The organism is Aeromonas sp. QDB68 (genome assembly GCF_027707405.1).
In the GTDB taxonomy this organism is placed as follows: Bacteria; Pseudomonadota; Gammaproteobacteria; order Enterobacterales; family Aeromonadaceae; genus Aeromonas; species Aeromonas caviae.
Window position 1 is genome coordinate 1 of the sequence record NZ_JAPCIQ010000065.1, and the last position, 24,351, is coordinate 24,351.

At 59.8% G+C, this 24,351-nt stretch carries 21 protein-coding genes; 9 read left to right on the forward strand and 12 right to left on the reverse strand.

What is annotated here, in order from left to right:
- Window positions 1-106 precede the first annotated feature (106 nt).
- From ttcA to PG892_RS16175, 12 genes are all read right to left on the reverse strand, one after another.
- Window positions 107-1,015 (reverse strand): tRNA 2-thiocytidine(32) synthetase TtcA, encoded by a 909-nt coding sequence (ttcA, locus tag PG892_RS16120; RefSeq protein WP_010674783.1) that lies wholly within the window; start codon window positions 1,013-1,015, stop codon window positions 107-109.
- A 67-nt stretch (window positions 1,016-1,082) separates the two neighbouring features.
- Window positions 1,083-2,030: a universal stress protein UspE gene (gene uspE, locus PG892_RS16125; protein ID WP_039040780.1), complete on the reverse strand. Its 948-nt coding sequence runs from the start codon at window positions 2,028-2,030 to the stop codon at window positions 1,083-1,085.
- A 136-nt stretch (window positions 2,031-2,166) separates the two neighbouring features.
- Window positions 2,167-2,922 carry an FNR family transcription factor gene (locus tag PG892_RS16130; RefSeq protein ID WP_010674781.1) on the reverse strand — a complete coding sequence of 252 codons (756 nt, stop codon included), beginning with the start codon at window positions 2,920-2,922 and terminating at the stop codon, window positions 2,167-2,169.
- Between the two features lie 68 nt (window positions 2,923-2,990).
- Window positions 2,991-3,677 (reverse strand): sulfite exporter TauE/SafE family protein, encoded by a 687-nt coding sequence (locus tag PG892_RS16135; RefSeq protein ID WP_010674780.1) that lies wholly within the window; start codon window positions 3,675-3,677, stop codon window positions 2,991-2,993.
- Entirely contained in the window at window positions 3,661-3,867 is a 207-nt protein-coding gene (gene ccoS, locus PG892_RS16140) for a cbb3-type cytochrome oxidase assembly protein CcoS (protein WP_041211434.1), read from the reverse strand. Before ccoS ends, PG892_RS16135 begins: the two co-directional genes overlap by 17 nt.
- A gap of 82 nt (window positions 3,868-3,949) precedes the next feature.
- The gene (locus PG892_RS16145) at window positions 3,950-6,346 is read right to left on the reverse strand and encodes a heavy metal translocating P-type ATPase (protein WP_029314548.1); all 2,397 of its coding nucleotides are present in this window, start codon (window positions 6,344-6,346) and stop codon (window positions 3,950-3,952) included.
- A gap of 88 nt (window positions 6,347-6,434) precedes the next feature.
- Window positions 6,435-6,923 carry a FixH family protein gene (locus tag PG892_RS16150; protein ID WP_010674777.1) on the reverse strand — a complete coding sequence of 163 codons (489 nt, stop codon included), beginning with the start codon at window positions 6,921-6,923 and terminating at the stop codon, window positions 6,435-6,437.
- 113 nt (window positions 6,924-7,036) lie between these two features.
- Window positions 7,037-8,026 (reverse strand): cytochrome-c oxidase, cbb3-type subunit III, encoded by a 990-nt coding sequence (gene ccoP / locus PG892_RS16155; protein ID WP_010674776.1) that lies wholly within the window; start codon window positions 8,024-8,026, stop codon window positions 7,037-7,039.
- A complete protein-coding gene (locus tag PG892_RS16160) occupies window positions 8,026-8,205 on the reverse strand; it encodes a CcoQ/FixQ family Cbb3-type cytochrome c oxidase assembly chaperone (RefSeq protein WP_010674775.1) in 180 nt (59 codons plus the stop codon). The genes ccoP and PG892_RS16160 overlap by 1 nt, the downstream gene beginning before the upstream one ends.
- Window positions 8,206-8,216: 11 nt before the next feature.
- Window positions 8,217-8,831 (reverse strand): cytochrome-c oxidase, cbb3-type subunit II, encoded by a 615-nt coding sequence (gene ccoO / locus PG892_RS16165; RefSeq protein WP_010674774.1) that lies wholly within the window; start codon window positions 8,829-8,831, stop codon window positions 8,217-8,219.
- A gap of 18 nt (window positions 8,832-8,849) precedes the next feature.
- Window positions 8,850-10,274 carry a cytochrome-c oxidase, cbb3-type subunit I gene (gene ccoN, locus PG892_RS16170; protein WP_010674773.1) on the reverse strand — a complete coding sequence of 475 codons (1,425 nt, stop codon included), beginning with the start codon at window positions 10,272-10,274 and terminating at the stop codon, window positions 8,850-8,852.
- A complete protein-coding gene (locus tag PG892_RS16175; protein WP_125117269.1) occupies window positions 10,249-10,512 on the reverse strand; it encodes a hypothetical protein in 264 nt (87 codons plus the stop codon). Before PG892_RS16175 ends, ccoN begins: the two co-directional genes overlap by 26 nt.
- Before the next feature lie 41 nt (window positions 10,513-10,553).
- Between PG892_RS16175 and PG892_RS16180 the strand changes: the two genes are divergently transcribed.
- The 9 genes from PG892_RS16180 (at window position 10,554) to PG892_RS16220 (ending at window position 24,188) form a co-directional block, all read left to right on the forward strand.
- On the forward strand, window positions 10,554-11,012 hold the full coding sequence (locus tag PG892_RS16180) for a hypothetical protein (protein WP_010674772.1): 459 nt from the start codon (window positions 10,554-10,556) through the stop codon (window positions 11,010-11,012).
- A 108-nt stretch (window positions 11,013-11,120) separates the two neighbouring features.
- Window positions 11,121-11,579, forward strand: coding sequence for a GAF domain-containing protein (locus tag PG892_RS16185; RefSeq protein WP_010674771.1), 459 nt, complete (start codon window positions 11,121-11,123; stop codon window positions 11,577-11,579).
- Between the two features lie 101 nt (window positions 11,580-11,680).
- Window positions 11,681-12,325, forward strand: a complete 645-nt coding sequence (proQ, locus tag PG892_RS16190; protein WP_010674770.1) for an RNA chaperone ProQ — start codon at window positions 11,681-11,683, stop codon at window positions 12,323-12,325.
- An 8-nt stretch (window positions 12,326-12,333) separates the two neighbouring features.
- Entirely contained in the window at window positions 12,334-14,349 is a 2,016-nt protein-coding gene (prc, locus tag PG892_RS16195) for a carboxy terminal-processing peptidase (protein WP_052814626.1), read from the forward strand.
- Window positions 14,350-14,478: 129 nt separating this feature from the next.
- A complete protein-coding gene (pepN, locus tag PG892_RS16200; protein WP_052814625.1) occupies window positions 14,479-17,103 on the forward strand; it encodes an aminopeptidase N in 2,625 nt (874 codons plus the stop codon).
- A gap of 67 nt (window positions 17,104-17,170) precedes the next feature.
- Complete coding sequence (locus tag PG892_RS16205; RefSeq protein WP_052814624.1) at window positions 17,171-17,392, forward strand: DUF2835 family protein; 222 nt, start codon at window positions 17,171-17,173, stop codon at window positions 17,390-17,392.
- 274 nt (window positions 17,393-17,666) lie between these two features.
- Window positions 17,667-22,508, forward strand: a complete 4,842-nt coding sequence (locus tag PG892_RS16210) for an NAD-glutamate dehydrogenase (protein WP_052814623.1) — start codon at window positions 17,667-17,669, stop codon at window positions 22,506-22,508.
- A 47-nt stretch (window positions 22,509-22,555) separates the two neighbouring features.
- The gene (gene pyrD / locus PG892_RS16215; RefSeq protein WP_223916546.1) at window positions 22,556-23,566 is read left to right on the forward strand and encodes a quinone-dependent dihydroorotate dehydrogenase; all 1,011 of its coding nucleotides are present in this window, start codon (window positions 22,556-22,558) and stop codon (window positions 23,564-23,566) included.
- An 85-nt stretch (window positions 23,567-23,651) separates the two neighbouring features.
- Window positions 23,652-24,188: a cell division protein ZapC gene (locus tag PG892_RS16220; RefSeq protein WP_041211431.1), complete on the forward strand. Its 537-nt coding sequence runs from the start codon at window positions 23,652-23,654 to the stop codon at window positions 24,186-24,188.
- Window positions 24,189-24,351: the final 163 nt, after the last annotated feature.

Here is a 24,351-nt window from a genome sequence, read left to right on the forward strand (position 1 = left end):
CCAAACCACAGAAGTATGCGACGAGAAAACCTAGTAAAAACAATGCCAGTCAGGCTTAACTGACTGGCATTAGCGCCTGGCGCTCCTTTTTTGTGGGTGACGGGGCTTAGCGCACCTCAATCACGTCCAGCATGTCCATCTCGTCGATGTCCAGCAGCGGCGCCTTGGGCAGCTCGGGCGGATCAAATGCCTTGTCGCCACCGTCGATGATGCCGGAGTCGCGATTGATGCTCTTGAAGTCAAACAGCTGGTGATCGAGCAGGTGGCTCGGGATCACGTCCTGAATGGCGGTGAACATGGTCTCGAGACGGCCTGGGAAGCGGCGATCCCACTCCTGCATCATCTGCTTGATGGCCTGGCGCTGCAGGTTCTCCTGGGAGCCGCACAGGTTGCAGGGGATGATGGGGAAGGCCTTGACCTCGGCATAGCGCACCAGATCTTTCTCCTTGCAGTAGGCCAGGGGGCGGATCACCACGTTCTTGCCATCGTCGCTCACCAGCTTGGGGGGCATGGATTTGAGCTTGCCACCGTAAAACATGTTGAGGAACAGGGTCTCGAGGATGTCGTCACGGTGATGGCCAAGGGCGATCTTGGTACAGCCCAGCTCCTGGGCGGTGCGATACAGAATGCCGCGGCGCAGGCGGGAGCAGAGCGCGCAGGTAGTCTTGCCCTCCGGTACCTTCTCCTTGACGATGGAATAGGTATCTTCTTCCACGATCTTGAAGTCGATGCCGAGAGTGCTCAGGTATTCGGGCAGCACGTGCTCGGGGAAGCCGGGTTGCTTCTGATCCAGGTTGACGGCCACCAGATCGAAATGGATGGGGGCGCTGGCCTTCAGGCTCATCAGGATGTCGAGCATGGCAAAGCTGTCCTTGCCGCCAGACAGGCAGACCATGATCTTGTCACCCTCTTCAATCATGTTGAAGTCGGCGATGGCCTGGCCCACGTTGCGCCGCAGACGTTTCTGCAGCTTGTTGAAACTGTATTTCTCTTTGGCGTTAAGCTCTTCTAGCATGGCCTCAAACCCGGGACAAAAATAAGCGGCTTATTATAGCCATGTCCCGGGGGAGGGCAAGAAACGCTTATGCAGGATGACGCCTGTCATCCACAGGGCAGCTGTAATCGTCGGGTTTGAGGATGAGAATGTCGCAGTTGAGCCTGTCCACCACGTGCTCGGCGGTGTTGCCAAGCAGGGCGGCAGAGAGGCCGGTACGGCCGACGCATCCCATGATCATCAGGGTGGCATTCAGATCGTCCGCCATGTCCGGCAGCACCTCCTCCGGCAAGCCTTCCGCCACCTTGGTCCACATGTGGTTGATGCCGAATTGATCGGCATGTTCCCGCAGCAGATCTTCATGGTGTTTGCGAATGGCATCGTTGTAGGCGTTGGGATCGAACTCTGGCAGTTCGATGGCGACATTGACCGGGGTGCCCGGGTAGGTGTTGACCAGATAGAGACTGGCACCAAGCAGCTCGGCGATGGCGATCCCCTCGCGGGTGATCCGCTCGTTAAGCACCTTCTGCTCCTTGTCATCGCTCGAGCAGTTGATGGCGGCAATCAGGTTGCCCCCCCGTTGCCAGTGCCCTTCTTTTACCAGCAGAACCGGACAGGGGCATTTGCGCAGCAGGTGCCAGTCGGTGGGGGTGAAGATGAAGGTTTGCAGGAAGGAGTGTTTGTGAGTCGCCTTGACGACCAGATCGTGACGCTGTTCCAGCACTTCCTGAATGACGCACTCGAAGGGACGGTTGTGCCAAAGCACTTTCACTTCGCATTCCAGCCCTCTGGCCCGATAGGGAGTTAGGATCTCGTCGAGCCACTCCCGACGCTGGGCGATGACACCATGGCGCATCTCTTCCCGCTCGTCTGCCGAGAGCATGGCGGTCATCTCGTAAGAGAAGTCGTAAATCGTCAGGAGCAGGGTCAGCTGGGCGCCCTCATCCAGCTCGGCGACCTTGACCGCGCGCTCGAGCGCGATCTGGCGCTCCTCCTCGGGATTGATCACCACCAGAATGTTTCGGTACTTGACCATGTTCTCCTCCTTGGCAAAAAGGCCAATGATGGCAACTCTTTAGCTATTACAGCTTAGTCCAAGGGGGGAGACGGGAAGGTGTGCCGGATCAAATTTCAGGGTGATCCGATCCGGCAAAAAAGGGAATAAACGGGGATTAACCGCAGGGAGGACGAGTGGCTCCGGCCATGACGCCCAAGGCAACGTTGTCCAGTACAGTAATGTATTTGCCTTTGACGCTGATGAGACCGGATTTCTGGAAACGGCCCAGCAGGCGGCTGATGGTCTCGACGGTGAGACCGAGGTAGTTGCCGATGTCTCCACGGGTCATGGAGAGGCGGAACTCCTTGGCGGAGAAGCCGCGCTCGGAGAAACGAACCGAGAGATTGTGCAGGAAGGCAGCGAGGCGCTCTTCGGCGTTCTTTTTGGAGAGCAGCAGTATCATCTCCTGGTCGCCCATGATCTCGTTGCTCATCAGCCGCATGATCTGCTGGCGCAGTTTGGGCATCTTGCCAGAGAGGTCGTCGAGCACATCGAACGGTATTTCGCACACCATGGCGGTTTCCAGCGCCTGGGCGAAGGAGGGGTGGGCCTGCTTGTGGATGGCGTCGAAACCGACCAGATCACCGGCGAGGTGGAAGGCGGTGATCTGTTCGTCACCCTGTTCGGTGATGGTGTATGACTTGATGGTCCCGGAACGTATGGCATAGAGCGACTTGAGCTCATCGCCGGCCTTGAACAACTCTTCACCCTTCTGGAACGGCTTTTTGCGCTCGATGATGCTGTCGAGCTGATCGAGCTCGTTATCGTTCAGGGTGAAGGGGATGCAGAGCTGGCTGATGCTGCAATCCTGGCAATGAATTGCACAGCCACCGCTCTGAATACGTCTGCCAGGTTTCTTGTCCGGGATCATAGGCTCAAATGAATAATTGATTTATATCAAACAAGTTTACCACCATCTCATCCGTTTTGGATAGGGTTTCAAAAGGACGCCATCCCGATCCAGAGGGTGTGGATCCCGTAGGCAATAAGCAGCAAGGCGCCCCCAAGGCGCAGGCTGCGCAGGGTGAGCCAGTAGCGCAATCGGTCTGCCAGCCCCCCTAGCGCAAACAGGGTCGGCAGGGTGCCGAGGCCGAAAAAGAGCATGATGAGTGCCCCGCCACTCGCGGAGCCTGCGGCAGCGCTCCAGGTCAGCATGGAGTAGACGAGGCCGCAAGGGAGCCAGCCCCATATCATGCCAAAGGGGAGGGCCTGCCTGGCTGATGTAAACGGGAGAAACCTGCCTGCCAGCGGCTTGATGAGAGGCCAGAACTTCGCACCGATGCGCTCGAGCAGCAAGACGCCATGCCACCAGCCAGCCAAGTAGAGGCCGAGCGCTATCATCAGCAGGGCGGCGATGAGGCGAAGCCCTGCCAGGGCGTGTTTGCCAGCGCCTATCTCCGTGGTGGTGGCGAGCAAGCCGCCCACCAGCGCGCCCGCCAGCACATAGCTCAGGATGCGCCCCAGGTTGTAGTTGAGCAGATAACCGAGCCTGCCCCAAAAATGCTGCTTCTCGGCAGGTATGGCCATGGAGAGCGCTGCGGACACGCCGCCACACATGCCGATACAGTGGCCGGCACCGGCAAGCCCGACCAGCAGGGCGCCCATGAGGTCAAGGCTGCTGGTCATGGGGCCTGTTTTCCTGTTCTGCTTGTTGTTCAGAGGGGGGCAAGGGGCGCTGCTCCTCGTCAAACAGGATGTTGGAGCCCTGCCTGTCGAGATCCTCGAACTGCTCGGAGCGGATGGCCCAGAAGAAGACGGCGCCGGCAATGACAACGAACAGGATGGCGATGGGGATGAGGACGAAGATAATGTTCATGGCGTGGACCCTGTGGTGAAAGGGGGATGATAACCCGGCGAGGCAAGAGGTGCCGCCACCCGGGAGGATGCCAGATGGCTGCTCACCGGTTGAGCCGCATGGAGTTGGTGACCACGATGAGGGAGCTCAGGGACATGCCAGCAGCCGCCAGATAAGGGGGGAGCCAGCCACTTGCAGCCAGCGGCAGCACAAGCAGGTTGTAGCCGATGGACCAGGCAAAGTTCTCCTTGATGATCTTGCGAGTTCGCAGGGCCAGGGCCCGGGCGGCCAGCAGACGGGAGAGATCGTCGGCCAGCAGGATGGCGTCGGCACTGTTCTTGGCCAGATCCGTGCCCCCCGCCATGGCAAAGGACGCGTGGGCGCCGGCCAGCACAGGGGCGTCGTTGATGCCATCTCCCACCATGATGCTGATATCCCCGGCCGCTTCCCGGGCCTTGAGATAGGCCAGCTTGCCGTCCGGGGTGACCCCTTTTACCAGCTCATCGACCCCCAGCTCGCGGGCCAGCATGTCCGCCTGGTCCGAACCGTCGCCGGTGAGAATGGTGGTTTGCAGGCCTGCCTCCTTGAAGGCCTGGATCAGTGCACCGGCATCGGGGCGCAGCGTGTCGGCCAGGATGAAACGGGCCAGCAGTCCGTGTTCATCGGCCAGATAGATGGTCAGCCCTTGAGCGGCATTCTCTTCTTGCGCCAGTTCGAGCCAGCGTGCACTGCCGATGCGGTAATGCTTGCCCTCAATTACTCCCTGCACGCCGTGGCCGATGACGGGGGTGACGTCGCTGGCGGCGAGCGGCACCCCGTCCGCCAGTGGTTTGCTTCGAAACGCACGGGCGATGGGATGCTCGGAATAGGTCTCCAGGGCCTGGGCGAGGGCGAGGCAGCGGGCTGCGTCGAGCTCGCCGAGGGGCTGGGTGCTCACCAGGCTGATGTTGCCCGTGGTCAGGGTCCCCGTCTTGTCCATCACGATGCGGTTGGCCCGGGTCAGAATGTCCAGCACGTGGCCGCGGCGCAGTAGGATGCCGCTGCGGGTCAGGTTGGCAGTGGCCGAGGTCAGTGCGGTCGGGGTGGCCAGCGAGAGGGCGCAGGGGCAGGTCGCCACCAGCACCGCCAGGGTGACCCAGAAGGCCCGCTCGGGCTCATGAAAATGCCAGAAGGTCCAGACCCCGGCCGCAATGATCAGGAGCACCAGGATAAAGTGGCGCGACAGCACGTCCGCCAGCTGGGCGATGGCGGGCTTGTCGTCCAGAGCATGATCCTGCAGGCGCATGATCTGGGCCAGGCGCGACTCTTCAATGGAATGGCTGACCCGGATCTCCAGGGGGGCATCGGTGTTGATGGTGCCTGCATAGACGGGATCTCCGGCCTGTTTGAGCAGAGGCAACTGTTCGCCAGTCAGCATGGATTCGTTGAGGCTGGCCTGGCCCAGGGTGACGATGCCGTCTGCCGGCAGGGTGGCCCCCGCGAGTACCCGCACCCTGTCTCCGACTCGCAGCGTCTTGGCGGCCACCTCGTGTTCGCCGTCATCATCGATGCGGGTTGCCATGATGGGTACCAGGCGCGCCAGGTTGGAGCTCGACTCCGACGCCTTGCGCCTCGCTCGCAGTTCCAGCAGACGGCCCAACAGCAGGAAAAAGACGAACATGGTGATGGAGTCGTAATAGACCTCACCCGTGTTGAAGACCGTGGCCCAGATGGAGGCGACGAAGGCGCCGATCAGTGCCAGCGACACCGAAACATCCATGGAGAGGTGCCCCTGCTTCAGGCTGCGCCATGCCCCCACGTAAAAAGGCTGGGCCGAGTAGATCATGATGGGGGTGGAGAGCAGAAGGCTTATCCACTTGAAGTAGATCATGAACTCCTCTTCCACGCTGATGAAGAGGTCCATGTAGAGTGCTACGGCGCACATCATCACCTGCATGGAGCCAAGGCCGGCCAGCGCCATGCGGAACATGTAGCTGCGCACCTCTTTGGCGTAGAGCGCTTCCTGCTGATGAGTCTGGAAGGGATAGGCGCGATAGCCGACCCTGGCAAAGCCCTTGAGAATGTCGCTCAAAGAGAGCTGGGCCGGATCCCACTTGATGCGGGCGCGATGGGTGGTGGTATTGACGTTGATGTAACGCAGACCGCGCAGGGTCATCAGGTGCCGCTCGATGAGCCAGGCACAGGCGGCGCAGGTCAAACCTTCCACCGTCAGTTGGATCTCGCGCGTAGTTTCGCGACCCGTACCGGTGTCGGTGACGAACTCCTGCTGCACCTCCGCCAGATCGTAGTGGGTGAGGGCGGCGAGCTCTTCGGGCACCAGTTCCCCCTTGATGCCGGGAGCGGTGCGGTGTTCGTAATAACTGGCGAGGCCGCATTCGAGAATGGTCTGTGCCACGGCCTGACAGCCAGGGCAACACATCGGCTGAACGATGCCTTTGATCTCGAGAGTAAAGTTACTGCCAGTGGGAACCGGTTCACCACAGTGAAAACAGCCGGTCATGGTGATCATCCCTCTTTGATGCAGCCCAGCAGGCCGGGTCGGGGAGAAGGGTGGCTGACCGGCGTGCCGATCACCCTGCCTTCGTGATTCAACGTCCCTTGGGATCGAGCTCAATCGCTGCCTGAGTCGGCAGTTGTGCCGTCTCCTGGAGGCGCCATTCATGGTTGAAGGCATCGACCCGCACGTGCCACTTGCCGGTGAGGGGCTTGTCCAGCATCAGGCGATAGACTCCCTTGCCATCGGCCGTCAGCAGATGTTCGCTGTCCAGGCCCGCCAACGTGGGATGAAACAGGGAGAGGTGCAGTGCCTGCCCGAGGGGGAAATCCCCGGACAGTGGATTTAACGTCAGCTCCTTGTCGCTGACATTGAGGGCGATACGGATGCCGAGCGCCTCGGCGCGATCGAACTTGCTGAGATCCTGATTAATCTCCTTGCCCTGCTTGTAGTAGTCCTCCGCTACCAGGTTGACCCCATCCTTGCTGGCAATGATGGCGGTGGCGATGCTGCCTACCACGGCGGCGCAGGGGAGGGCGATGATGAACCAGGGCCAGAATTGGCGATACCAGGGTTGGGTCATGATGCTACCGAAACAAATGGTTAACGAAATGGCGGTAATTCAGCCAACACAAGATAACAAAAAGCCTCGAAGAGTCGAGGCTTTTTGCTGATTAATCACGTGCTTATCACATGTTACTGCTGATTTTGCCGATCGTTGTGGGACAAGCTGTAAACGTAGGAGGCGAGCAGATGTACCTTGTCTTCCCCCAGAATGTCCTTCCAGGCCGGCATCACGCCGTGACGACCGTGGGTGATGGTCTGTTCGACCACCTGACGGGAGCCGCCATAGAGCCAGATGTTGTTGGTCAAGTCGGGGGCGCCGAAGGCGATGCCGCCCTTGGCATCCGGGCCGTGGCAGGCGGCGCACATGGCAAAGCGTGCTTCCCCTTTCTTGGCTTCCACCAGATCAACCTTGCGACCGGAGAGGCTCAGCACATAGGAGGCCACCTCCTTCACCCCGTCCTGACCCAGGATCTCGCCCCAAGCGGCCATGATCCCCTGACGACCGCCCATGATGGTGGTCTTGATCTGGTCGGGTGCGCCGCCCCACTGCCATTCGCTGTCGGTCAGGTTCGGGAAACCGCGGCCACCGCGGGCATCGGAGCCATGACACTGGGAACAGTTTTGCAGGAACAGGCGCTGACCCACCTTCAGGGCTTCCGGATCCTTGGCGATCTCGGTGATCTCCTTGTAGCTCTTGCCGTCAGCCTGATAGGTCAGCTCGCGGAACTTGGCGCCGTAGATCTCGTCGGCCTTGGCAAGTTCCCGATCGTATTCCACCGCGCGTCCTTCGGCCTTGGCGGAAGCCGCCGCTGCCTTGGACTCGGCCAGGGAACGTACATCCTGGTTGGAGCTCTGCCAGCCCAGCAGACCCTTGAAGTTGCCAAGGCCCGGGAAGGCGAGCAGGTAGATGAGCCCGGTGACGATGAAGAAGAGGAACATATAGGACCACCACTTCGGCAGGGGATTGTTGATCTCCTCGATGCCGTCGAAGGTGTGACCCATGGGTTTGCCCTCTTCGGCCCCCATCTTGTCCTTCATGCACCAGGCCAGCAGCAGGAAGCAGCCGAGAATGGTGCCAAGGCTTATGACGGTCACAAAAATGCTAAACAGAGTGCTCATTATTGCTTCGCTCCTGCGTTCTTGTTATCAGCACTGGGTTGCTCGTCATCGGCAAAAACCAGGTTGGCGGCCTCGTCGAAAGAAGCCTTGCGGCGCTTGCTGTAGGCCCAGACGATGATGCCAATCATGATGACCATCAGCAGCAGGGTGTACAGGCCGCGAAATGTGCCGTAATCCATATCCCGACTCCTTATTTCAGGGCATGGCCCAGTGATTGCAGATAGGCGATCAGCGCATCCAGCTCGGTCTTGCCCTTGACGGCCTCACCGGCACCGGCGATGTCGGCATCGGTATAGGGCACGCCGAAGTGATCCCGGAACAGAGCCAGCTTCTTGCCGGTCAGCTCGCCGCTCAGCACATTGGTCTCGAGCCAGGGGAAGGCCGGCATGTTGGACTCGGGCACTACGTCGCGCGGGTTGATGAGGTGGGCGCGATGCCAGTCATCGGAGTAGCGGCCGCCGACCCGGGCCAGATCCGGGCCGGTACGCTTGGAGCCCCATAGGAAGGGGTGCTCCCACACGCTCTCGCCGGCAACCGAGTAGTGGCCGTAGCGTTCGGTCTCGGCGCGGAACGGGCGGATCATCTGGCTGTGGCAGACGGTGCAGCCTTCGCGGATGTAGATGTCGCGTCCTTCCATCTGCAGGGCGGTGTAGGGCTTGAGGCCCTCCACCGGCTCGTTGGTCTGCTTCTGGAAGAACAGGGGGGTGATTTCCACCAGGCCCCCCAGGCTGATGGCGAAGATGATGCCAATGACCAGCATGGGGACGCTTTTTTCAAAAATCTCGTGACGGTTGTTGTTGCTCATGCTTTAAACCCCTTCAAATCAGGCTGGCTGTGCGACGGGTTCCAGAGAACCCTTGGGCGCAGTGACGGTGCGATAGGCGTTGTAGGCCATCAGCAGCATGCCGGTGACGAAGAAGCAGCCACCCAGGAAGCGCACGAAGTAGAAGGGATAGGAAGCTTGCAGCGCCTCCACGAAGCTGTAGGTCAGGGTGCCGTCGTCGTTGACCGCACGCCACATCAGACCCTGCATCACACCGGAAATCCACATGGCGACGATATAGAGCACGGTGCCCACGGTGGCCAGCCAGAAGTGGACGTTGATGAGCTTGATGCTGTACATGCGCCCCTGCCCGAACAGGTTCGGGATCAGGTGGTAGACGGCACCGATGGACACCATGGCAACCCAGCCCAGGGCACCGGAGTGAACGTGACCGATAGTCCAGTCGGTGTAGTGGGAGAGGGCGTTGACGGTCTTGATCGCCATCATGGGGCCTTCGAAGGTCGACATGCCGTAGAACGACAGGGAGACGATCAGGAAGCGCAGGATGGGGTCATAACGCAGCTTGTGCCAGGCACCCGAGAGGGTCATGATGCCGTTGATCATGCCGCCCCAGGAGGGCACGAACAGGATGAGGGACATCACCATGCCCAGCGACTGGGCCCAGTCAGGCAGGGCGGTATAGTGCAGGTGGTGCGGACCGGCCCAGATATAGAGGGAGATCAGCGCCCAGAAGTGCACGATGGAGAGGCGGTAGGAGTAGACGGGGCGACCCGCCTGCTTGGGCACGAAATAGTACATCATGCCAAGGAAGCCCGCTGTCAGCAGGAAGCCCACTGCGTTGTGGCCATACCACCACTGCACCATGGCATCCATGGCACCGGAGTACATGGAGTAGGACTTCATGCCGGAGAGCGGCACTTCCATGTTGTTGACGATGTGCAGTACGGCCACCGTGATGATGAAGGCACCGAAGAACCAGTTCGCCACATAGATGTGGGAGGTGGTGCGCTTGACCAAGGTGCCGAAGAAGACGATGGCATAGCTCACCCAGACCACGGCGATGGCGATGTCGATGGGCCACTCCAGCTCGGCGTACTCTTTGGAGGTGGTGTACCCCAGCGGCAGCGAGATGGCTGCAGACAGAATGATCGCCTGCCAGCCCCAGAACACGAAGGAGGCGAGGGGACCACCAAACAGCCGGACCTGACAGGTGCGTTGCACCACGTAGAAGGAGGTGGCCATCAGGGCGCTGCAACCAAATGCGAAGATGACCGCATTGGTATGCAGGGGACGCAGACGGCTGTACGTCAGCCAGGGGGTGTCGAAGTTGAGGGCAGGCCAGATCAACTGGGCTGCAATCAATACACCCACCGACATGCCGACGATACCCCAGACAATCGTCATGACGGTGAACTGGCGCACAACGGTGTAGTTGTACTCAGGGTGGTTTGTTGTATGGCTCATCGTTGTATTCCGCTTCCGATGCTGTTGTTAGTGTTGCCCGGTGTCCTGGGCCATTTTCACCCCGGTTTTGCAAAATCCCCTCGTTAACATCTGTTAATAAAAGGAAAAGCAAAAGGTGGTTAAATGAAAATCCATTGAGAATGATACTGAAATGACCGGTAAAATAACAGTACAAACAGTGATATATTTGGCTCCAGCGGGTCTCATGTCCGCCAGTTTTTACCTTGAGCCAGATCACGAAAATTACATTTTCTACGTACCTTACAGAGCTGTTTTTTCATGAAAGAGAGACTCACTTCACGCAAAATCGTCCACCTGTCCATGGTGCTGGTCATTTTGCTCTCCCTGATGGCCTATCGAACCTGGTTTTCAGGCACAGGAAGCGACCATGCAGAGGGCTCCAATGTTCAGATTTGTGATCTGTCCCACAGCCCCTGCCGCCTCATCGTCGGGGATCGCCCGCTGACGGTCAGCATCGATGGCTTGCCGATCCGCCCTGAACATGACTTTGTCCTGCGCCTTCAAGGGGGTGTGCCGGCCATTACGCCGGTCAAGGCCTGGCTCGAGGGCAAGGAGATGTTCATGGGGCTCATCCCCGTGCTGTTTGAAGCCAGCGATGCGGGGTGGCGAGGGGTGACCCAGGTGGGAAGTTGTACGGCAGAGGCGATGGACTGGCTCTTGACCATCGAGTGGAGCAATGGCCAGCGCCATCAACTGACGTTGGGCGCGGCACGTTGAACGGACTCTCATCGGGCCCCAGGAGGGGGGATAAATGAAAATTGATTTGAAATTTTCAGGCAGGACGGTACCTTGCATTGATTATCAAAGAGTGAAGTTCATTTAATCATGATTGAAAAACAAGCATTTTATCGCACGCTCAACCAGCAGGCCCAGGCATTGCTAGAGGGCGAACCCGACATGATCGCCACCCTGGCAAACCTGTCTGCCCTGCTCAATCAGGAACTGGCTGACATCAACTGGGTTGGTTTCTACCTGCTGCAGGGCGAGACCCTGGTGCTCGGCCCGTTCCAGGGCAAGCCGGCCTGTGTGCGCATCCCGGTCGGGCGCGGCGTCTGTGGCACTGCGGTTGCCGAGGGCAAGACCCAGCTGGTGGACGACGTGCACCAGTTCGCGGGGCACATTGCGTGCGACGGTGCCAGCAACTCGGAAATCGTGATCCCGCTGCGCCGTGGCGGGGAGATCATCGGGGTGCTGGACATCGACAGTCCAATCTTTAACCGCTTTGACGAGCAGGACCGGATTGGCCTCGAAGAAACGGTGCAAATTTTGGAAAGCATGCTCTAAGTCATTGCTAGATGGTTCGCAAAAGGTCCCAAGCTCTCTATAATGGGGCCTTTGTTGTGTTCGGGCATGCCCGTGCGTCTATATGAAAGCCAAGGTTATACATGGAAAACACTGAAAAGCTGAAGAACAGTAAAGAGATCGTCGCCTACCTGGTCGAGAAATTCCCGGCCTGCTTCATCGCTGAAGGAGAGGCCAAGCCACTCAAGATTGGCATCTTCCAGGATCTGGCCGCGCGTCTTGCTGATGACGAGAGAGTCTCCAAGACCATGCTGCGCTCTGCTCTGCGTCAATACACCTCCAGCTGGCGTTACCTGCATGGCCTCAAGGCTGGCCAGGCCCGTGTCGATCTGGACGGCAACCCGGGCGAGCTGCTCACCGAAGAGCACATCGAGCATGCCAAACAGGCGCTCAAGGAGAGCAAGGAACGTGTCTTTGCCAGCCGCCGCACCAACACCAAGGAGAAGGAAGACAAGCCCAAGCAGCCGCGTCGCAACGCGCCGCGCAAGGCTGACGCTCCCCGCTCCGACAAGCCCAAGTCCGCCCCTGCTCCCAAGGCTGCACCGGTCGCCGATGCGCCGCTGGTGAAAGTGGATGCCGCTACCCTGAAAGTCGAGCAGGGCGTGCGCGTCGTGCTGGGCAAGTCCCCTGTGCCTGCGACCATCAAGGAAGTGACCAAGGATGACGTACAGGTTCAATTGCAGACCGGCATGATGTTGCGGGTCAAGTTCGAGCATCTGGTTCTCTAAGGAGACGAATGTTGAAGCATGGCGTGATTCGTTTTTCACTCGTTGCCTGTAGCCTGGCGCTTGCCGGGCTCGCACAGGCCATCGAGCCGGTGCTCAAGGAAAGTGATTTGCCTGTGTTGGCTCAAGAGAGCCAACATGCTACGGCCAGCAAGCGAATTGCCAATCTGTTTACCCGCTCCCACTACAAACAGTTCAAGCTGGACGACGCCTTTTCCTCCGTGATCTTTGACAAGTATCTGGAGAATCTGGACTACAGCCGCAACCTGTTTCTGGCCTCTGACATCAGCCGTTTTGAGAAATATCGTACCGGTTTTGACACCGACCTCGAGCGAGGGCGACTGGCTCCGGCCTACGAGATGTTCAACCTGAGTCAGCAGCGGCGGTACGAGCGGTTCGAATACGCCCTCAAACTGCTCGACACTCCCTTCGATTTTACCCAGAAAGACAATTACGTCTTCGATCGGGAAGGGGCTCCCTGGCCCAAGGATGAAGCCGAGCTCAACGAGCTGTGGCGTCAGCGGGTCAAGTTCGATGCCCTGAGCCTCAAGCTCAGCGGCAAGGAGTGGCCCGAGATCAAGGAGCTGCTTGGCAAGCGTTACAACAACGCCATCAAGCGGATGTCCCAGACCGAGAGCGAGGACGTGTTCCAGCTCTTCATGAACTCCTTCGCCCGCGCCATCGAACCGCACACCAGCTATCTGTCTCCGCGCAGCGCCGATCGGTTCAACACCGAGATGAACCTCTCGCTGGAAGGGATTGGGGCCGTGCTGCAGGCGGAAGATGACTTTACCGTCATCCGCTCCCTGGTGCCAGGCGGCCCGGCGGCCAAGTCCAATCACCTGAAACCCGATGACAAGATCACCGGTGTGGGGCAGGACGACGGTAAGATCGTGGATGTCATTGGCTGGCGTCTTGACGACGTGGTCGAGCTCATCAAGGGGCCCAAGGGCAGCAAGGTGAAGCTGGAGATCCAGCGCGGCAAGGGCGCGACCGCCAAGACCGAGCTGGTGGAGCTGGTGCGTGACAAGGTGCGTCTGGAAGACAGAGCCGCCAAGTCCAAGGTGATCACCGCCGAGGGCAAGAAGATCGGCGTGCTCGAGATCCCGAGCTTCTACGTCAACCTGCACGACGACGTGATCAAGGAGATCTCCAGCCTCAACAAGCAGAAGATCGACGGCCTCATCGTCGATCTGCGCGGCAACGGTGGCGGTGCCCTGACGGAAGCTTCCGCCCTGAGCGGTCTCTTCTTTGCCAGCGGCCCCGTGGTGCAGATCCGTGATCACATGGGTCGCATCACCGTCAATGGCGACGACGACGGCAATGTCTACTACGGTGGCCCCATGTCGGTGATGATCGACCGCTACAGCGCCTCGGCCTCCGAGATCTTCGCTGCCGCCATGCAGGACTATGGTCGTGCGCTGATCCTCGGCGAAAACTCGTTCGGCAAGGGGACGGTGCAGCAGCATCGCAGCCTCGCCAAGGTCTATGACTTCTACGAGCAGCCGCTGGGTCACGTGCAGTACACCATCGCCAAGTTCTACCGTATCGATGGCGGCAGCACCCAGAACAAGGGAGTTGCACCCGATATCGCCTTCCCGACTGCGGTAGCGCCGGGGGAGACGGGGGAGAGCCGCGAGTTCAACGCCTTGCCCTGGGACAAGATTGCCTCGGCCAGCTACGAGCGACTGGGGGACTTCTCCAGCCTGCTGCCCAAGCTGAAAGCGGCCCACGAGGCACGGATCACCAAGGATCCGGAATTTGCCTATGTGCTGCAGGACATCAAGGAGTATCAGGCGGACAAGGACAAGAAGTCGGTCTCCCTGAACGAAGCCGAGCGGCTGGCTGAACAGGCCAAACAGGACGAGAAGGCGCTGGCGCGAGCCAATGAGCGGCTGACCCGTCTTGGCAAGCCGACGGTGAAGAGCCTGGATGAACTGCCGACCGATTTCGAGGCACCTGACGAATACCAGGTGGAAGCGGCCAACATCACGGCGGATCTGGCCACCCTCAGCAAGAATAGCTGATGCTGGCAACGAAATGACAAGGGCGACTCTGGTCGCCCTTTCTTTTGCCTGAATGCAAACTATTTGACCCTGTCCGAGCCTTGTGACAGCCTCTGACACGTCAATAACAAAGCGTGGAAGCACACAATAATGACTGAACAACCTCAGGCCATGACGGCCAAATATCGCCAGGATTACCAGGCTCCCCTCTATTGGTGTGACAGTCTGGATCTCGATTTTCAGTTGCAAGAGCCCCTGACCCGGGTCACCGCCATCTCCCGTTTGCGTCGCAGCGGCGATCACAACGAACCCCTGGTGCTGGACGGCGAGGGGCTTGACCTTGTCAGCGTCAGTGTGGATGGCGTGCCCTATCAGCAATACGAGCAGGGAGAGAGCAGCCTGACCCTGTTCAACCTGCCGGCCGAGTGCGTGCTGACCGTGGTCACCAACATTGATCCCGCCGCCAACACGGCGCTGGAGGGGCTCTACAAATCCGGCGATGCCTATTGCACCCAGTGCGAGGCTGAGGGCTTTCGTCGTATCACCTATTACATGGACAGGCCAGACATCCTGGCCCGTTACAGTACCCGTATCACCGCCGACAAGGCCAAGTACCCCTATCTGCTCTCCAACGGCAACAAGGTCGCGAGCGGCGATCTGGACGACGGTCGCCACTTCGTGCAGTGGCAGGATCCCTTCCCCAAGCCGAGCTACCTCTTCGCCTTGGTGGCGGGGGACTTCGATGTGGAGCGCAATCACTACACCACCCGGAGTGGTCGCGATGTGGCGCTGGAAATCTTCGTGGACAAGGGCAACCTGGACCGCACCGGTTTCGCCATGGAGAGCCTCATCCACTCCATGCGCTGGGATGAACAGCGCTTTGGCCTCGAATACGATCTCGACATCTACATGATCGTGGCGGTGGACTTCTTCAACATGGGGGCCATGGAGAACAAGGGGCTCAACATCTTCAACTCCAAGTTCGTGCTGGCCAACCCGGCCACTGCCACCGATGCGGACTACCACGGCATCGAGCGGGTGATCGGTCACGAATATTTCCACAACTGGACCGGCAACCGCGTCACCTGCCGCGACTGGTTCCAGTTAAGCCTCAAAGAGGGGCTGACGGTGTTCCGGGATCAGGAGTTCTCCTCCGATCTGGGGTCGCGCGGCGTCAACCGGATCAACAACGTGCGCACCGTGCGCGGTCCGCAGTTTGCCGAAGATGCCGGCCCCATGGCCCACCCCATCCGCCCGGATGTGGTGATCGAGATGAACAACTTCTACACCCTGACCGTCTACGAGAAGGGCTCTGAAGTGATCCGCATGATGCACACCCTGCTGGGGGAGGACGCCTTCCTGGCGGGCATGCGCCTCTACTTCGAGCGTCACGACGGCTCTGCCGCCACCTGCGACGACTTCGTGCAGGCGATGGAGGATGCCTCCGGGGTGGATCTCGTTCGCTTCCGCCGCTGGTACAGCCAGTCCGGCACCCCCGAGCTCACCGTGACCGACGAGTACGATGCCACGAGTGGTGTTTATCGTCTGCACGTGAGCCAGCACACCCCGCCGACCCAGGATCAGCCACAAAAGCTGCCGCTGCATATCCCCCTCGACATCGAGCTCTACGATGCACAGGGTGCCGTCATCCCGCTGCAATACCAGGGCAAGGCCATCGGCAATGTGCTGGACGTGCTGGAAGCACAGCAGACTTTCGAATTCGATCGGGTGCCGGTCAGACCGGTACCCTCCCTGCTGCGGGACTTCTCCGCCCCGGTCAAGCTGCACTATGACTATAGCGACGAGGCCCTGGCCTTCCTGATGCGCCATGCCCGCAACGAGTTTGCCCGCTGGGATGCGGCGCAGATGCTGATCAACAAGGCGGTGATCGACGGGGTGGCGCGGGTCCAGCACGGGCAGAGGGTTGAACTCTCCCACACCCTGCTGGCGGCCTTTGTTGCCATTCTGGACGAGGCTGCACTGGATCCCGCCCTCAAGGCAGAGATCCTGGCCCTGCCGGGAGAGGCGACCCTGGCCGAGCTGTTCGAGGTGGCCGATATCGACGCCATCCACCAGGTGCGCAACGGGATCCAGACCGCATTGGCCCACGCCTTCGGCGACCGCCTGCTGGCGTGCTACGAGAGCCTGCGTCTGCCGGCTTATCAGGTGGTCCATGCCGACATGGCCAAACGGGCCCTCAAGGGCGTGGTGCTGGGTTATCTGGCGGCGCTGGATGCCGCGAAGGCCGATACCCTGGTGCGCGAGCAGTACGGGGCCGCCGACAACATGACCGACACCCTGGCTGCACTCCAGGTGGCCAACAGCCATCTGCTGCCGTGCCGCGCCGCGCTTTTGGCCGACTTCGAAGGCAAGTGGGCCCATGATGGCCTGGTACTGGACAACTGGCTGCGGCTGGTGGGCGCCAAGCCGGCCAAGGATGTGCTCGATGACGTGAAGCAGGCGATGGCGCACCCGACCTTCAGCATCCGCAACCCGAACCGGCTGCGGGCGCTCATCGGCAGCTTCGCCATGAACAACCAGGTGCAGTTCCACGCCGCCGATGGCAGCGGCTATCGCTTCCTGACCGATCTCTTGATCGAGCTCAACGAGGTCAATCCCCAGGTGGCGTCCCGCCTCATCACCCCGCTTATCCAGTTCAAGCGGCTCGATGAGGGGCGCAAGGCGCTGGTTCGCGCCGAGCTGACCCGCCTGGCCAACCTGGACGGGCTGGCGCGGGATCTGTTCGAGAAGGTGAGCAAGGCGCTGGCACAATAAGCGTCACGACGGCGGGCAGGGGAGTCTGGCTCTCCTGCCCGTTTTTCATGGATGACCAGGAGGTGACATGAGGCAATACACTTTTCGGCTCTCCCTTGGCCGCGACGAGATCATGTTGATGTACCAGGGGCAGGTGAACCGCCTGGTGGTACGTACCGAGCAGGGTCTGACCCTGGAGCTGGGGTTGGAGAAAATCCGGCGTTTTGTGTCGGAGAGAGGCGTTCACGGCTACTTTCGACTGAAAACCCAGGACGATCATCGCTTCATTTCCCTGGAACGCATAAATTAACAAAACTTGAACATCAATCCGGGTAAATATCTGCTTTAAGTCACTATCTATCCGGTAAATGGCGCGGCATCCAGTGCGATTTTCTGAATTTTGCCAACTTGGCAAAATTTATCACAACCCAAGCCGTGATCTGTCCCTTGTTTTTAACATCCCGTTATCACCTTTGCTCGCCTTCCTTGATCCAAGCCATTACACTTCGCTGCAACTCTGTACCGGCGCGCATCCTGGGTGGATGTCGCCGTGTCTGTGATGTCGTCCGATAAGGAAACTAGCAATGGCATTGAAAGACGCCCCTACATCCGTTCTGCTCGAAAACGTTCTCAGTCTGATCCACCAGAAATTGCCGAAAAACAGTGCCTCCCTGGTCGAATGTTTCGTTGCCAAGTTCTACGGCAACATGGCCAGCACTGATCTGCATGACCGCAATGACAGCGATCTCTATGGCGCCGCCCTCAGTCTGTGGAATGCCCTCAACCACCGTACCGGCATCGAGCCCTATATCCGGGTCTACAACCCCGAGCTGACCCGCCACGGATGGCAGTCTCCTCATACCATCGTCGAGATCATCCTGCAGGATTCCCCCTTCCTGGTGGACTCCATCCGCATGGCGCTCAAGCGTCTCAATATCACCGCCCACATGATGCTTCACCAGCCGCTGCACCTGATCCGCGGCGAAGGCGGCAAGATTGGCGCCATCCTGGATCTGGACAACACCGCAGAGCAGACCTCGGTGGAAACCGCCTTTCTCATCGAAATCGATCACCTGACCGGTGAAGAGGAGATGGACGCCCTGACTGCCGAGCTCAACTCGGTCGCGCGGGAAGTGGCCCTGGCGGTGGGAGACTGGCAGCCCATGCTGGCGCGCCTGAACGAGATCATCGAGGAGCTGCCCAAACGCAAGAACCCGGTCAGCCAGGCCGAGGTGGACTCCTGCGTCGCCTTCCTCAAATGGGTGGCCGCCCACAACTTCACCCTGATGGGTTATCGTCGCTACGACGTCAAGGCGGTGGAGGGGGATCACGAGATCCTGCCGCAGCCCGAGTCCAGCCTGGGGCTGATGAAGAACTCCATCAAGGACGAAGGCCAGCGCCTCGGCATCATGCCCGCCAGCGCCCGTCACGCGGCCCTCAGTTCCAACTTGCTGATCCTCACCAAGTCCAACAGCAAGTCCCGGGTACATCGTCCGGCCTATGTGGACTACATCGGCATCAAGCGTTTCGACGAGCACGGCAAGGTGGTGGGAGAGGATCGCTTCATCGGCCTTTATGCCTCCTCCATCTACAACACCAGTGCGACCCAGATCCCCCTCATCAGCCACCGCCTCGAGCGCATCATGGCCGCCTCCGGCTTTGAGTCGGGCTCCCATGCCTACAAGGCGTTGCTGAACGTGCTGGAAACCTACCCGCGCGACGAGCTGATCCAGGCCCGTGAAGAGGAGCTGCTGGCCACCGGTCTCGGGGTGCTGGAGATGCAGGAGCGGGACATGCTGCGCCTGTTCGTGCGCCGCGACGTCTACGGCCGCTTCTTCTCCTGCATGGTCTATGTCACCAAGGAGCGCTACAACACGGCGCTGCGGGTCAAGACCCAGCAGATTTTGCAGAAATATTTTGGCAGCAGCATCGATGTGGAGTTCAACGTCTACTTCACCGAGGGCGTGCTGGCACGGACCCACTACATAGTGCGGGTCAACAACAACAACGTGGATGTGGATGTGAACGAAGTACAGAACAACCTGATTGAAGCGGCCCGCAGCTGGGATGACCGCCTGGATTCCGTGCTGCTTTCCCACTATGGCGAGGCCCGCGGTAACGAGCTGCGCCGCCGTTTCAGCACCGCCTTCCCCCGTGCCTACAAGGAAGATGTGCTGCCGGGCTCTGCCGTCGCGGACATCATGGCCCTGGATGGATTGAGCGAGGCCGAGCCGCTTGGCATGCTGTTCTACCGCGCCCAGGAGGAGGAGAACGATCGCCGGGTACGCCTCAAGCTGTTCCACCGAAGCGAACCCATCCACCTCTCCGACGTCCTGCCCATGCTGGAAAACATGGGGCTGCGCGTCATCGGCGAGACCCCGTATCAGGTACGGACCCCCACCGGCGAGGTGTTCTGGATCCTCGATTTCTCCATGCTGTTGCGCGGTGAGCAACCGTTCGATCTGGAGCAGAGCCAGCAGCGCTTCCAGCAGGCCTTCGCCGCCATCTGGAGCAAGACCCTGGAAGATGACGGCTTCAACCGTCTGGTGCTGGGTGCCGGCCTCACCGGTCGTCAGGTATCCGTGCTGCGGGCCTATGCCAAATACATGCGCCAGACCGGCGTCTCCTTCAGCCAGTCCTATATCGAGGAGACCCTGACCCGTTATCCGGACATCGCCCAACTGCTGTTCACTCTGTTCGAACAGCGCCTGGATCCGGCCATCAAGCAGGATACCAAGGTTCAGGCCAAGCTGCACGAGGAGCTTACGGCCAAGCTGGATCAGGTCGCCAACCTGGATGACGATCGCATCATTCGCCGCTATGTGGAGATGATCGACGCCACCCTGCGCACCAACTACTACCAGCTGGACAAGGCGGGCAACATCAAGCCCTATATCTCCTTCAAGCTGGCCCCCTCCAGCATCACCGACATGCCGCTGCCGCTGCCGAAGTTCGAGATCTTCGTCTACTCCCCGCGAGTGGAAGGGGTACACCTGCGCTGGGGCAAGGTGGCCCGTGGCGGCCTGCGCTGGTCCGATCGCAAGGAGGACTTCCGCACCGAAGTGCTGGGTCTGGTGAAAGCCCAGCAGGTGAAGAACACCGTCATCGTGCCGGTGGGCGCCAAGGGCGGCTTCTATTGCAAGCAGATGCCGGCAGGCGCCCCCCGTGCCGTCATCCAGGAGGAGGGCAAGGCCTGCTACCGTCTGTTCATCCGCGGCCTGCTCGACGTGACCGACAACATCATTGGCGGCGAGGTGATCCCGCCAAAATCCGTGGTGCGTCACGACGAGGATGATTATTACCTGGTCGTGGCCGCCGACAAAGGCACTGCCACCTTCTCCGACATCGCCAACGAGATAAGCCTCGAGTACGGCCACTGGCTCGGCGATGCGTTTGCCTCCGGCGGCTCGGTCGGCTATGACCACAAGAAGATGGGCATCACCGCCCGCGGCGCCTGGGAATCGGTCAAGCGCCACTTCCGTGAGATTGGCATCAACTGCCAGACCACCGACTTCACCTGCGTGGGGATAGGTGACATGGCCGGCGACGTGTTCGGCAACGGCATGCTGCTCTCCGAGCACATCCAGCTGGTGGGCGCCTTCAACCACATGCACATCTTCGTCGACCCGACCCCGGATGCGGCCGGGAGCTTCGTCGAGCGCAAGCGCCTGTTCGAGCTGCCCGGCTCCAGCTGGGATGACTACAACCGTGAGCTCATCTCCAAGGGGGGCGGCATCTTCCTGCGCTCTGCCAAGTCCATCAAGCTGAGCCCGGAAATGCAGACCCTGCTCGGCACCGACAAGAGCGGCATGGCCCCGAACGAGCTGATCAAGGCGCTGCTCTGCCTGAACGTCGACCTGCTCTGGAACGGCGGCATCGGCACCTATGTGAAGAGCGCCCGCGAGAGCGACGCCGACGTCGGGGATCGCAGCAACGACGTGCTGCGGGTCAATGGTCGTGACCTGCGTGCCCGCATCGTGGGCGAGGGTGGCAATCTTGGCTTCACCCAGCTTGGCCGGGTGGAGTACGCGAGCCAGGGTGGTCGCATCAACACCGACTTCACCGACAACGTGGGCGGGGTGGATTGCTCCGACAACGAGGTCAACATCAAGATCCTGCTCAACCAACTGGTGGCCGCCGGGGATCTGACTCTCAAGCAGCGCAACCAGATGCTCTACGATATGACGGATGCGGTGGCCCAGGTGGTCATCACCAACGCCTATCGCCAGTCACAATCCATCTCGGTGACCGCCTTCCGTGGTGCTGAGCAGCTGAAAGAGCAGCAGCGCTTCATCCAGGGGCTGGAGCGGGAAGGCAAGCTGGACCGGGCGCTCGAGTTCCTCCCCTCCGACGAGGAGCTCTCCGAGCGGATGGCGGCAGGGCAGGGGCTGACCCGACCCGAGCTGGCGGTGCTGGTGGCTTACGGCAAGATGGTTCTCAAAGAGCAGCTCAACTGCCCGGAAGTAACCGAAGAGCCCTTCCTCGCCAACATGCTGGTCACCAGTTTCCCGACCCAGTTGCAGCAGCAATTTGGCGCTGCCCTGGCCCAGCACCCGCTGCGAGGCGAGATCATCGCGACCCGGGTGGCCAACATGCTGGTCAACGACATGGGGCTCAACTTCGCCAGCCGGATGAAGGACGAGACCGGTGCCTCGGTGGCGGAAGTGGTCTGCTGCTTCGCCATGGCCCGGGAAGTGTTCGGCCTCGGCGCCCTGTGGCGTGACATCGAAGGGTGTGACAACGGGGTGGATGCCCAGACCCAGCTCGAGCTGATGTTCTACAGCCGCCGCATCGTACGCCGCGCCACCCGCTGGTTCCTGCGCGCCCGCAACCGCAGCTGGAGCATCGGCGAGAACATCGCCTTCTTCCGCCCGGCCTTCGAGACCCTGAGTCAGCACCTTTATGAGGTAATGGACGAGAGCGAAGTGGCCGAACACAGCCAGGCGGTCGCCGCCCTGATGGAGAAACAGGTGCCGGAGGCCATCGCCCGTCGCGTGGCCCACATGAGCAGCCTCTTCTCCTGCCTGGATCTGGCGCAGATTGCCGCGGAGCACAAGACCGACATCCTGCGGGTTGCCAACGTCTACTACCGCCTGGGTGCCAAGCTGGATCTGCACTGGTTCCTCGAACAGATCAACCATCAGCCGGTGGGCAACCACTGGCAGGCGATGGCGCGGGCCTCCTTCCGCGAAGATCTGGACTGGCAGCAACGCAGCCTCACCTCCGTGGTACTGGAAGGGTGCAAAGAGCAGGGGGAATGCGCTACCATACTGGCCGACTGGATTTCGGAGCATGAGCAACTCTTGTCCCGTTGGACCCACATGTTGGCCGACTTCAAGACCACGAGCACGCACGAGTTCGCCAAGTTCTCGGTGGCCTTGCGAGAGTTGAACCTGCTCCAGTTGAATTGCCGAACCTCGGCATAACCCCAAAAGCCCCGGCCAGTTGCCGGGGCTTTTTTTAAGGAGCAAGCATGCTGTACCCACTCGCCAGGCATTTCCTGTTCAAACTCAATCCGGAGCAGGCTCACGATCTCTCCATCAAATATTTGCCCCGCCTTCTCGGTACCCCGCTTGATTGTTTCTTCCGCCATTCTCTGCCCAAACGCCCCGTCACCGTCATGGGGCTTAATTTTGCCAATCCGGTGGGGTTGGCCGCCGGTCTGGATAAAGACGGGGAGTGCATCGATGCCTTCGGCGCCATGGGGTTCGGTTTCATCGAGGTCGGTACCGTGACCCCCAGACCCCAGAGCGGCAATGACAAGCCTCGTCTCTTCCGGGTGATCCCGGCCGAGGGGATCATCAATCGCATGGGATTCAACAACAAGGGAGTCGATCACCTAGTGGCCAAGGTGAAAGAGGCCAAATATCAGGGAGTGATCGGCATCAATATCGGCAAGAACAAGGACACCCCCATCGAGCAGGGCAAGGATGATTACCTTCTCTGCATGGACAAGGTGTATGACCACGCCGGTTATATTGCGGTCAATATTTCCTCGCCAAACACCCCGGGTCTGCGTCAATTGCAATATGGCGATGCACTGGATGAACTGCTGGCCGCATTGAAACAGCGTCAACAGGAGCTGGCCGAGAAATATAAAAAGTATGTGCCGCTGGCCGTGAAAATTGCCCCGGATCTGTCACTCGATGAAATAGATCAGGTAGCCGCCTCTTTGATCAAGAACCATATTGACGGTGTCATCGCCACCAATACCACTCTGGAGCGGGAGATGATATATGACATGCCCCATGCCGCAGAGGCTGGCGGGCTCAGCGGTCGTCCGCTCCAGCACAAGAGCACCGAGGTGATTCGCCACCTGGCCAAGGCCCTCGACGGCGCCCTGCCCATTATCGGTGTGGGTGGTATCGACAGCGCCATGGCGGCTCGGGAAAAACTGGCAGCGGGTGCCAGTCTTGTCCAGATTTACAGCGGCTTTATTTATAAAGGGCCGAGTCTGGTCAAAGAGATCGTTACCCATATTTAAAAAATAACCGGTTGCCCTTATTTAACGTTGCTCAAATTCTCGACATGGAATAAAGTCGAGGGACGGCTTAGATAAGGGCACCACCATGTGTATTCAACCCAATGACAATTGGCAGTGGCATTATGACGCTCAGGATGATCGCCTGATGCTGGATTTGTCCGATCGCATGATATTTGCCACCGAATATAAAGGTCGACAACTTGTTCCCTGTTCTTTCACCACCCAGCCTTTTTGTGTGGATGATGCCGCCCTCTATTACCAGTTGATGGACAAGGCCGCTGAACTCGACTGGAGTACGCCCCACCAGGTCCAGCTGGTCCTCAATGCCATCGCCGTCAGCCGTTTTTATAAACCCCTGATGCCGCAAAGCTGGTTCTTTCATGAACAGCAGGCTCATGTTATTCCAGAGATGGGATCCCTGGTGTGGATGGATACGCCCCACGGTCGGGGGGAATTCATGGTCATCGAAGCCGGCGATCAGGCGAGCGTTTGCCTGAACCTGACCGACGAACTGGTGCTGACCAACAGCAAGACGCTGCCGCGCTTTGCCGTGATCAAGGTGATGAATAACCGGATGCAAGCCAGAGTCCGGGCACAGACACAATATCGGGAAGTGGGCTGACGATGGGGCCGTTATATGGCGACGAATAAGTCTGTTATAGGCCTGCTATATTGGTCTGATATTTAAGCGCACAGTCTCTCTCTTGTTCCATCTTAAATGCGAAAGGGGACTCCCTCCGACGTAGGTGGGAGGGGAATTTCGCCGGGGCGTCAGCCCCGCTGGT

What these genes read in the sequence shown, in the direction of transcription:
- ttcA (WP_010674783.1), bottom strand. Translation starts at nt 1,015, where the DNA reads ATGCTAGAAGAGCTTAACGCCAAAGAGAAATACAGTTTCAACAAGCTG.
- uspE (WP_039040780.1), bottom strand. Translation starts at nt 2,030, where the DNA reads ATGGTCAAGTACCGAAACATTCTGGTGGTGATCAATCCCGAGGAGGAG.
- PG892_RS16130 (WP_010674781.1), bottom strand. Translation starts at nt 2,922, where the DNA reads ATGATCCCGGACAAGAAACCTGGCAGACGTATTCAGAGCGGTGGCTGT.
- PG892_RS16135 (WP_010674780.1), bottom strand. Translation starts at nt 3,677, where the DNA reads ATGACCAGCAGCCTTGACCTCATGGGCGCCCTGCTGGTCGGGCTTGCC.
- ccoS (WP_041211434.1), bottom strand. Translation starts at nt 3,867, where the DNA reads ATGAACATTATCTTCGTCCTCATCCCCATCGCCATCCTGTTCGTTGTC.
- PG892_RS16145 (WP_029314548.1), bottom strand. Translation starts at nt 6,346, where the DNA reads ATGACCGGCTGTTTTCACTGTGGTGAACCGGTTCCCACTGGCAGTAAC.
- PG892_RS16150 (WP_010674777.1), bottom strand. Translation starts at nt 6,923, where the DNA reads ATGACCCAACCCTGGTATCGCCAATTCTGGCCCTGGTTCATCATCGCC.
- ccoP (WP_010674776.1), bottom strand. Translation starts at nt 8,026, where the DNA reads ATGAGCACTCTGTTTAGCATTTTTGTGACCGTCATAAGCCTTGGCACC.
- PG892_RS16160 (WP_010674775.1), bottom strand. Translation starts at nt 8,205, where the DNA reads ATGGATTACGGCACATTTCGCGGCCTGTACACCCTGCTGCTGATGGTC.
- ccoO (WP_010674774.1), bottom strand. Translation starts at nt 8,831, where the DNA reads ATGAGCAACAACAACCGTCACGAGATTTTTGAAAAAAGCGTCCCCATG.
- ccoN (WP_010674773.1), bottom strand. Translation starts at nt 10,274, where the DNA reads ATGAGCCATACAACAAACCACCCTGAGTACAACTACACCGTTGTGCGC.
- PG892_RS16180 (WP_010674772.1), top strand. Translation starts at nt 10,554, where the DNA reads ATGAAAGAGAGACTCACTTCACGCAAAATCGTCCACCTGTCCATGGTG.
- PG892_RS16185 (WP_010674771.1), top strand. Translation starts at nt 11,121, where the DNA reads ATGATTGAAAAACAAGCATTTTATCGCACGCTCAACCAGCAGGCCCAG.
- proQ (WP_010674770.1), top strand. Translation starts at nt 11,681, where the DNA reads ATGGAAAACACTGAAAAGCTGAAGAACAGTAAAGAGATCGTCGCCTAC.
- prc (WP_052814626.1), top strand. Translation starts at nt 12,334, where the DNA reads ATGTTGAAGCATGGCGTGATTCGTTTTTCACTCGTTGCCTGTAGCCTG.
- pepN (WP_052814625.1), top strand. Translation starts at nt 14,479, where the DNA reads ATGACTGAACAACCTCAGGCCATGACGGCCAAATATCGCCAGGATTAC.
- PG892_RS16205 (WP_052814624.1), top strand. Translation starts at nt 17,171, where the DNA reads ATGAGGCAATACACTTTTCGGCTCTCCCTTGGCCGCGACGAGATCATG.
- PG892_RS16210 (WP_052814623.1), top strand. Translation starts at nt 17,667, where the DNA reads ATGGCATTGAAAGACGCCCCTACATCCGTTCTGCTCGAAAACGTTCTC.
- pyrD (WP_223916546.1), top strand. Translation starts at nt 22,556, where the DNA reads ATGCTGTACCCACTCGCCAGGCATTTCCTGTTCAAACTCAATCCGGAG.
- PG892_RS16220 (WP_041211431.1), top strand. Translation starts at nt 23,652, where the DNA reads ATGTGTATTCAACCCAATGACAATTGGCAGTGGCATTATGACGCTCAG.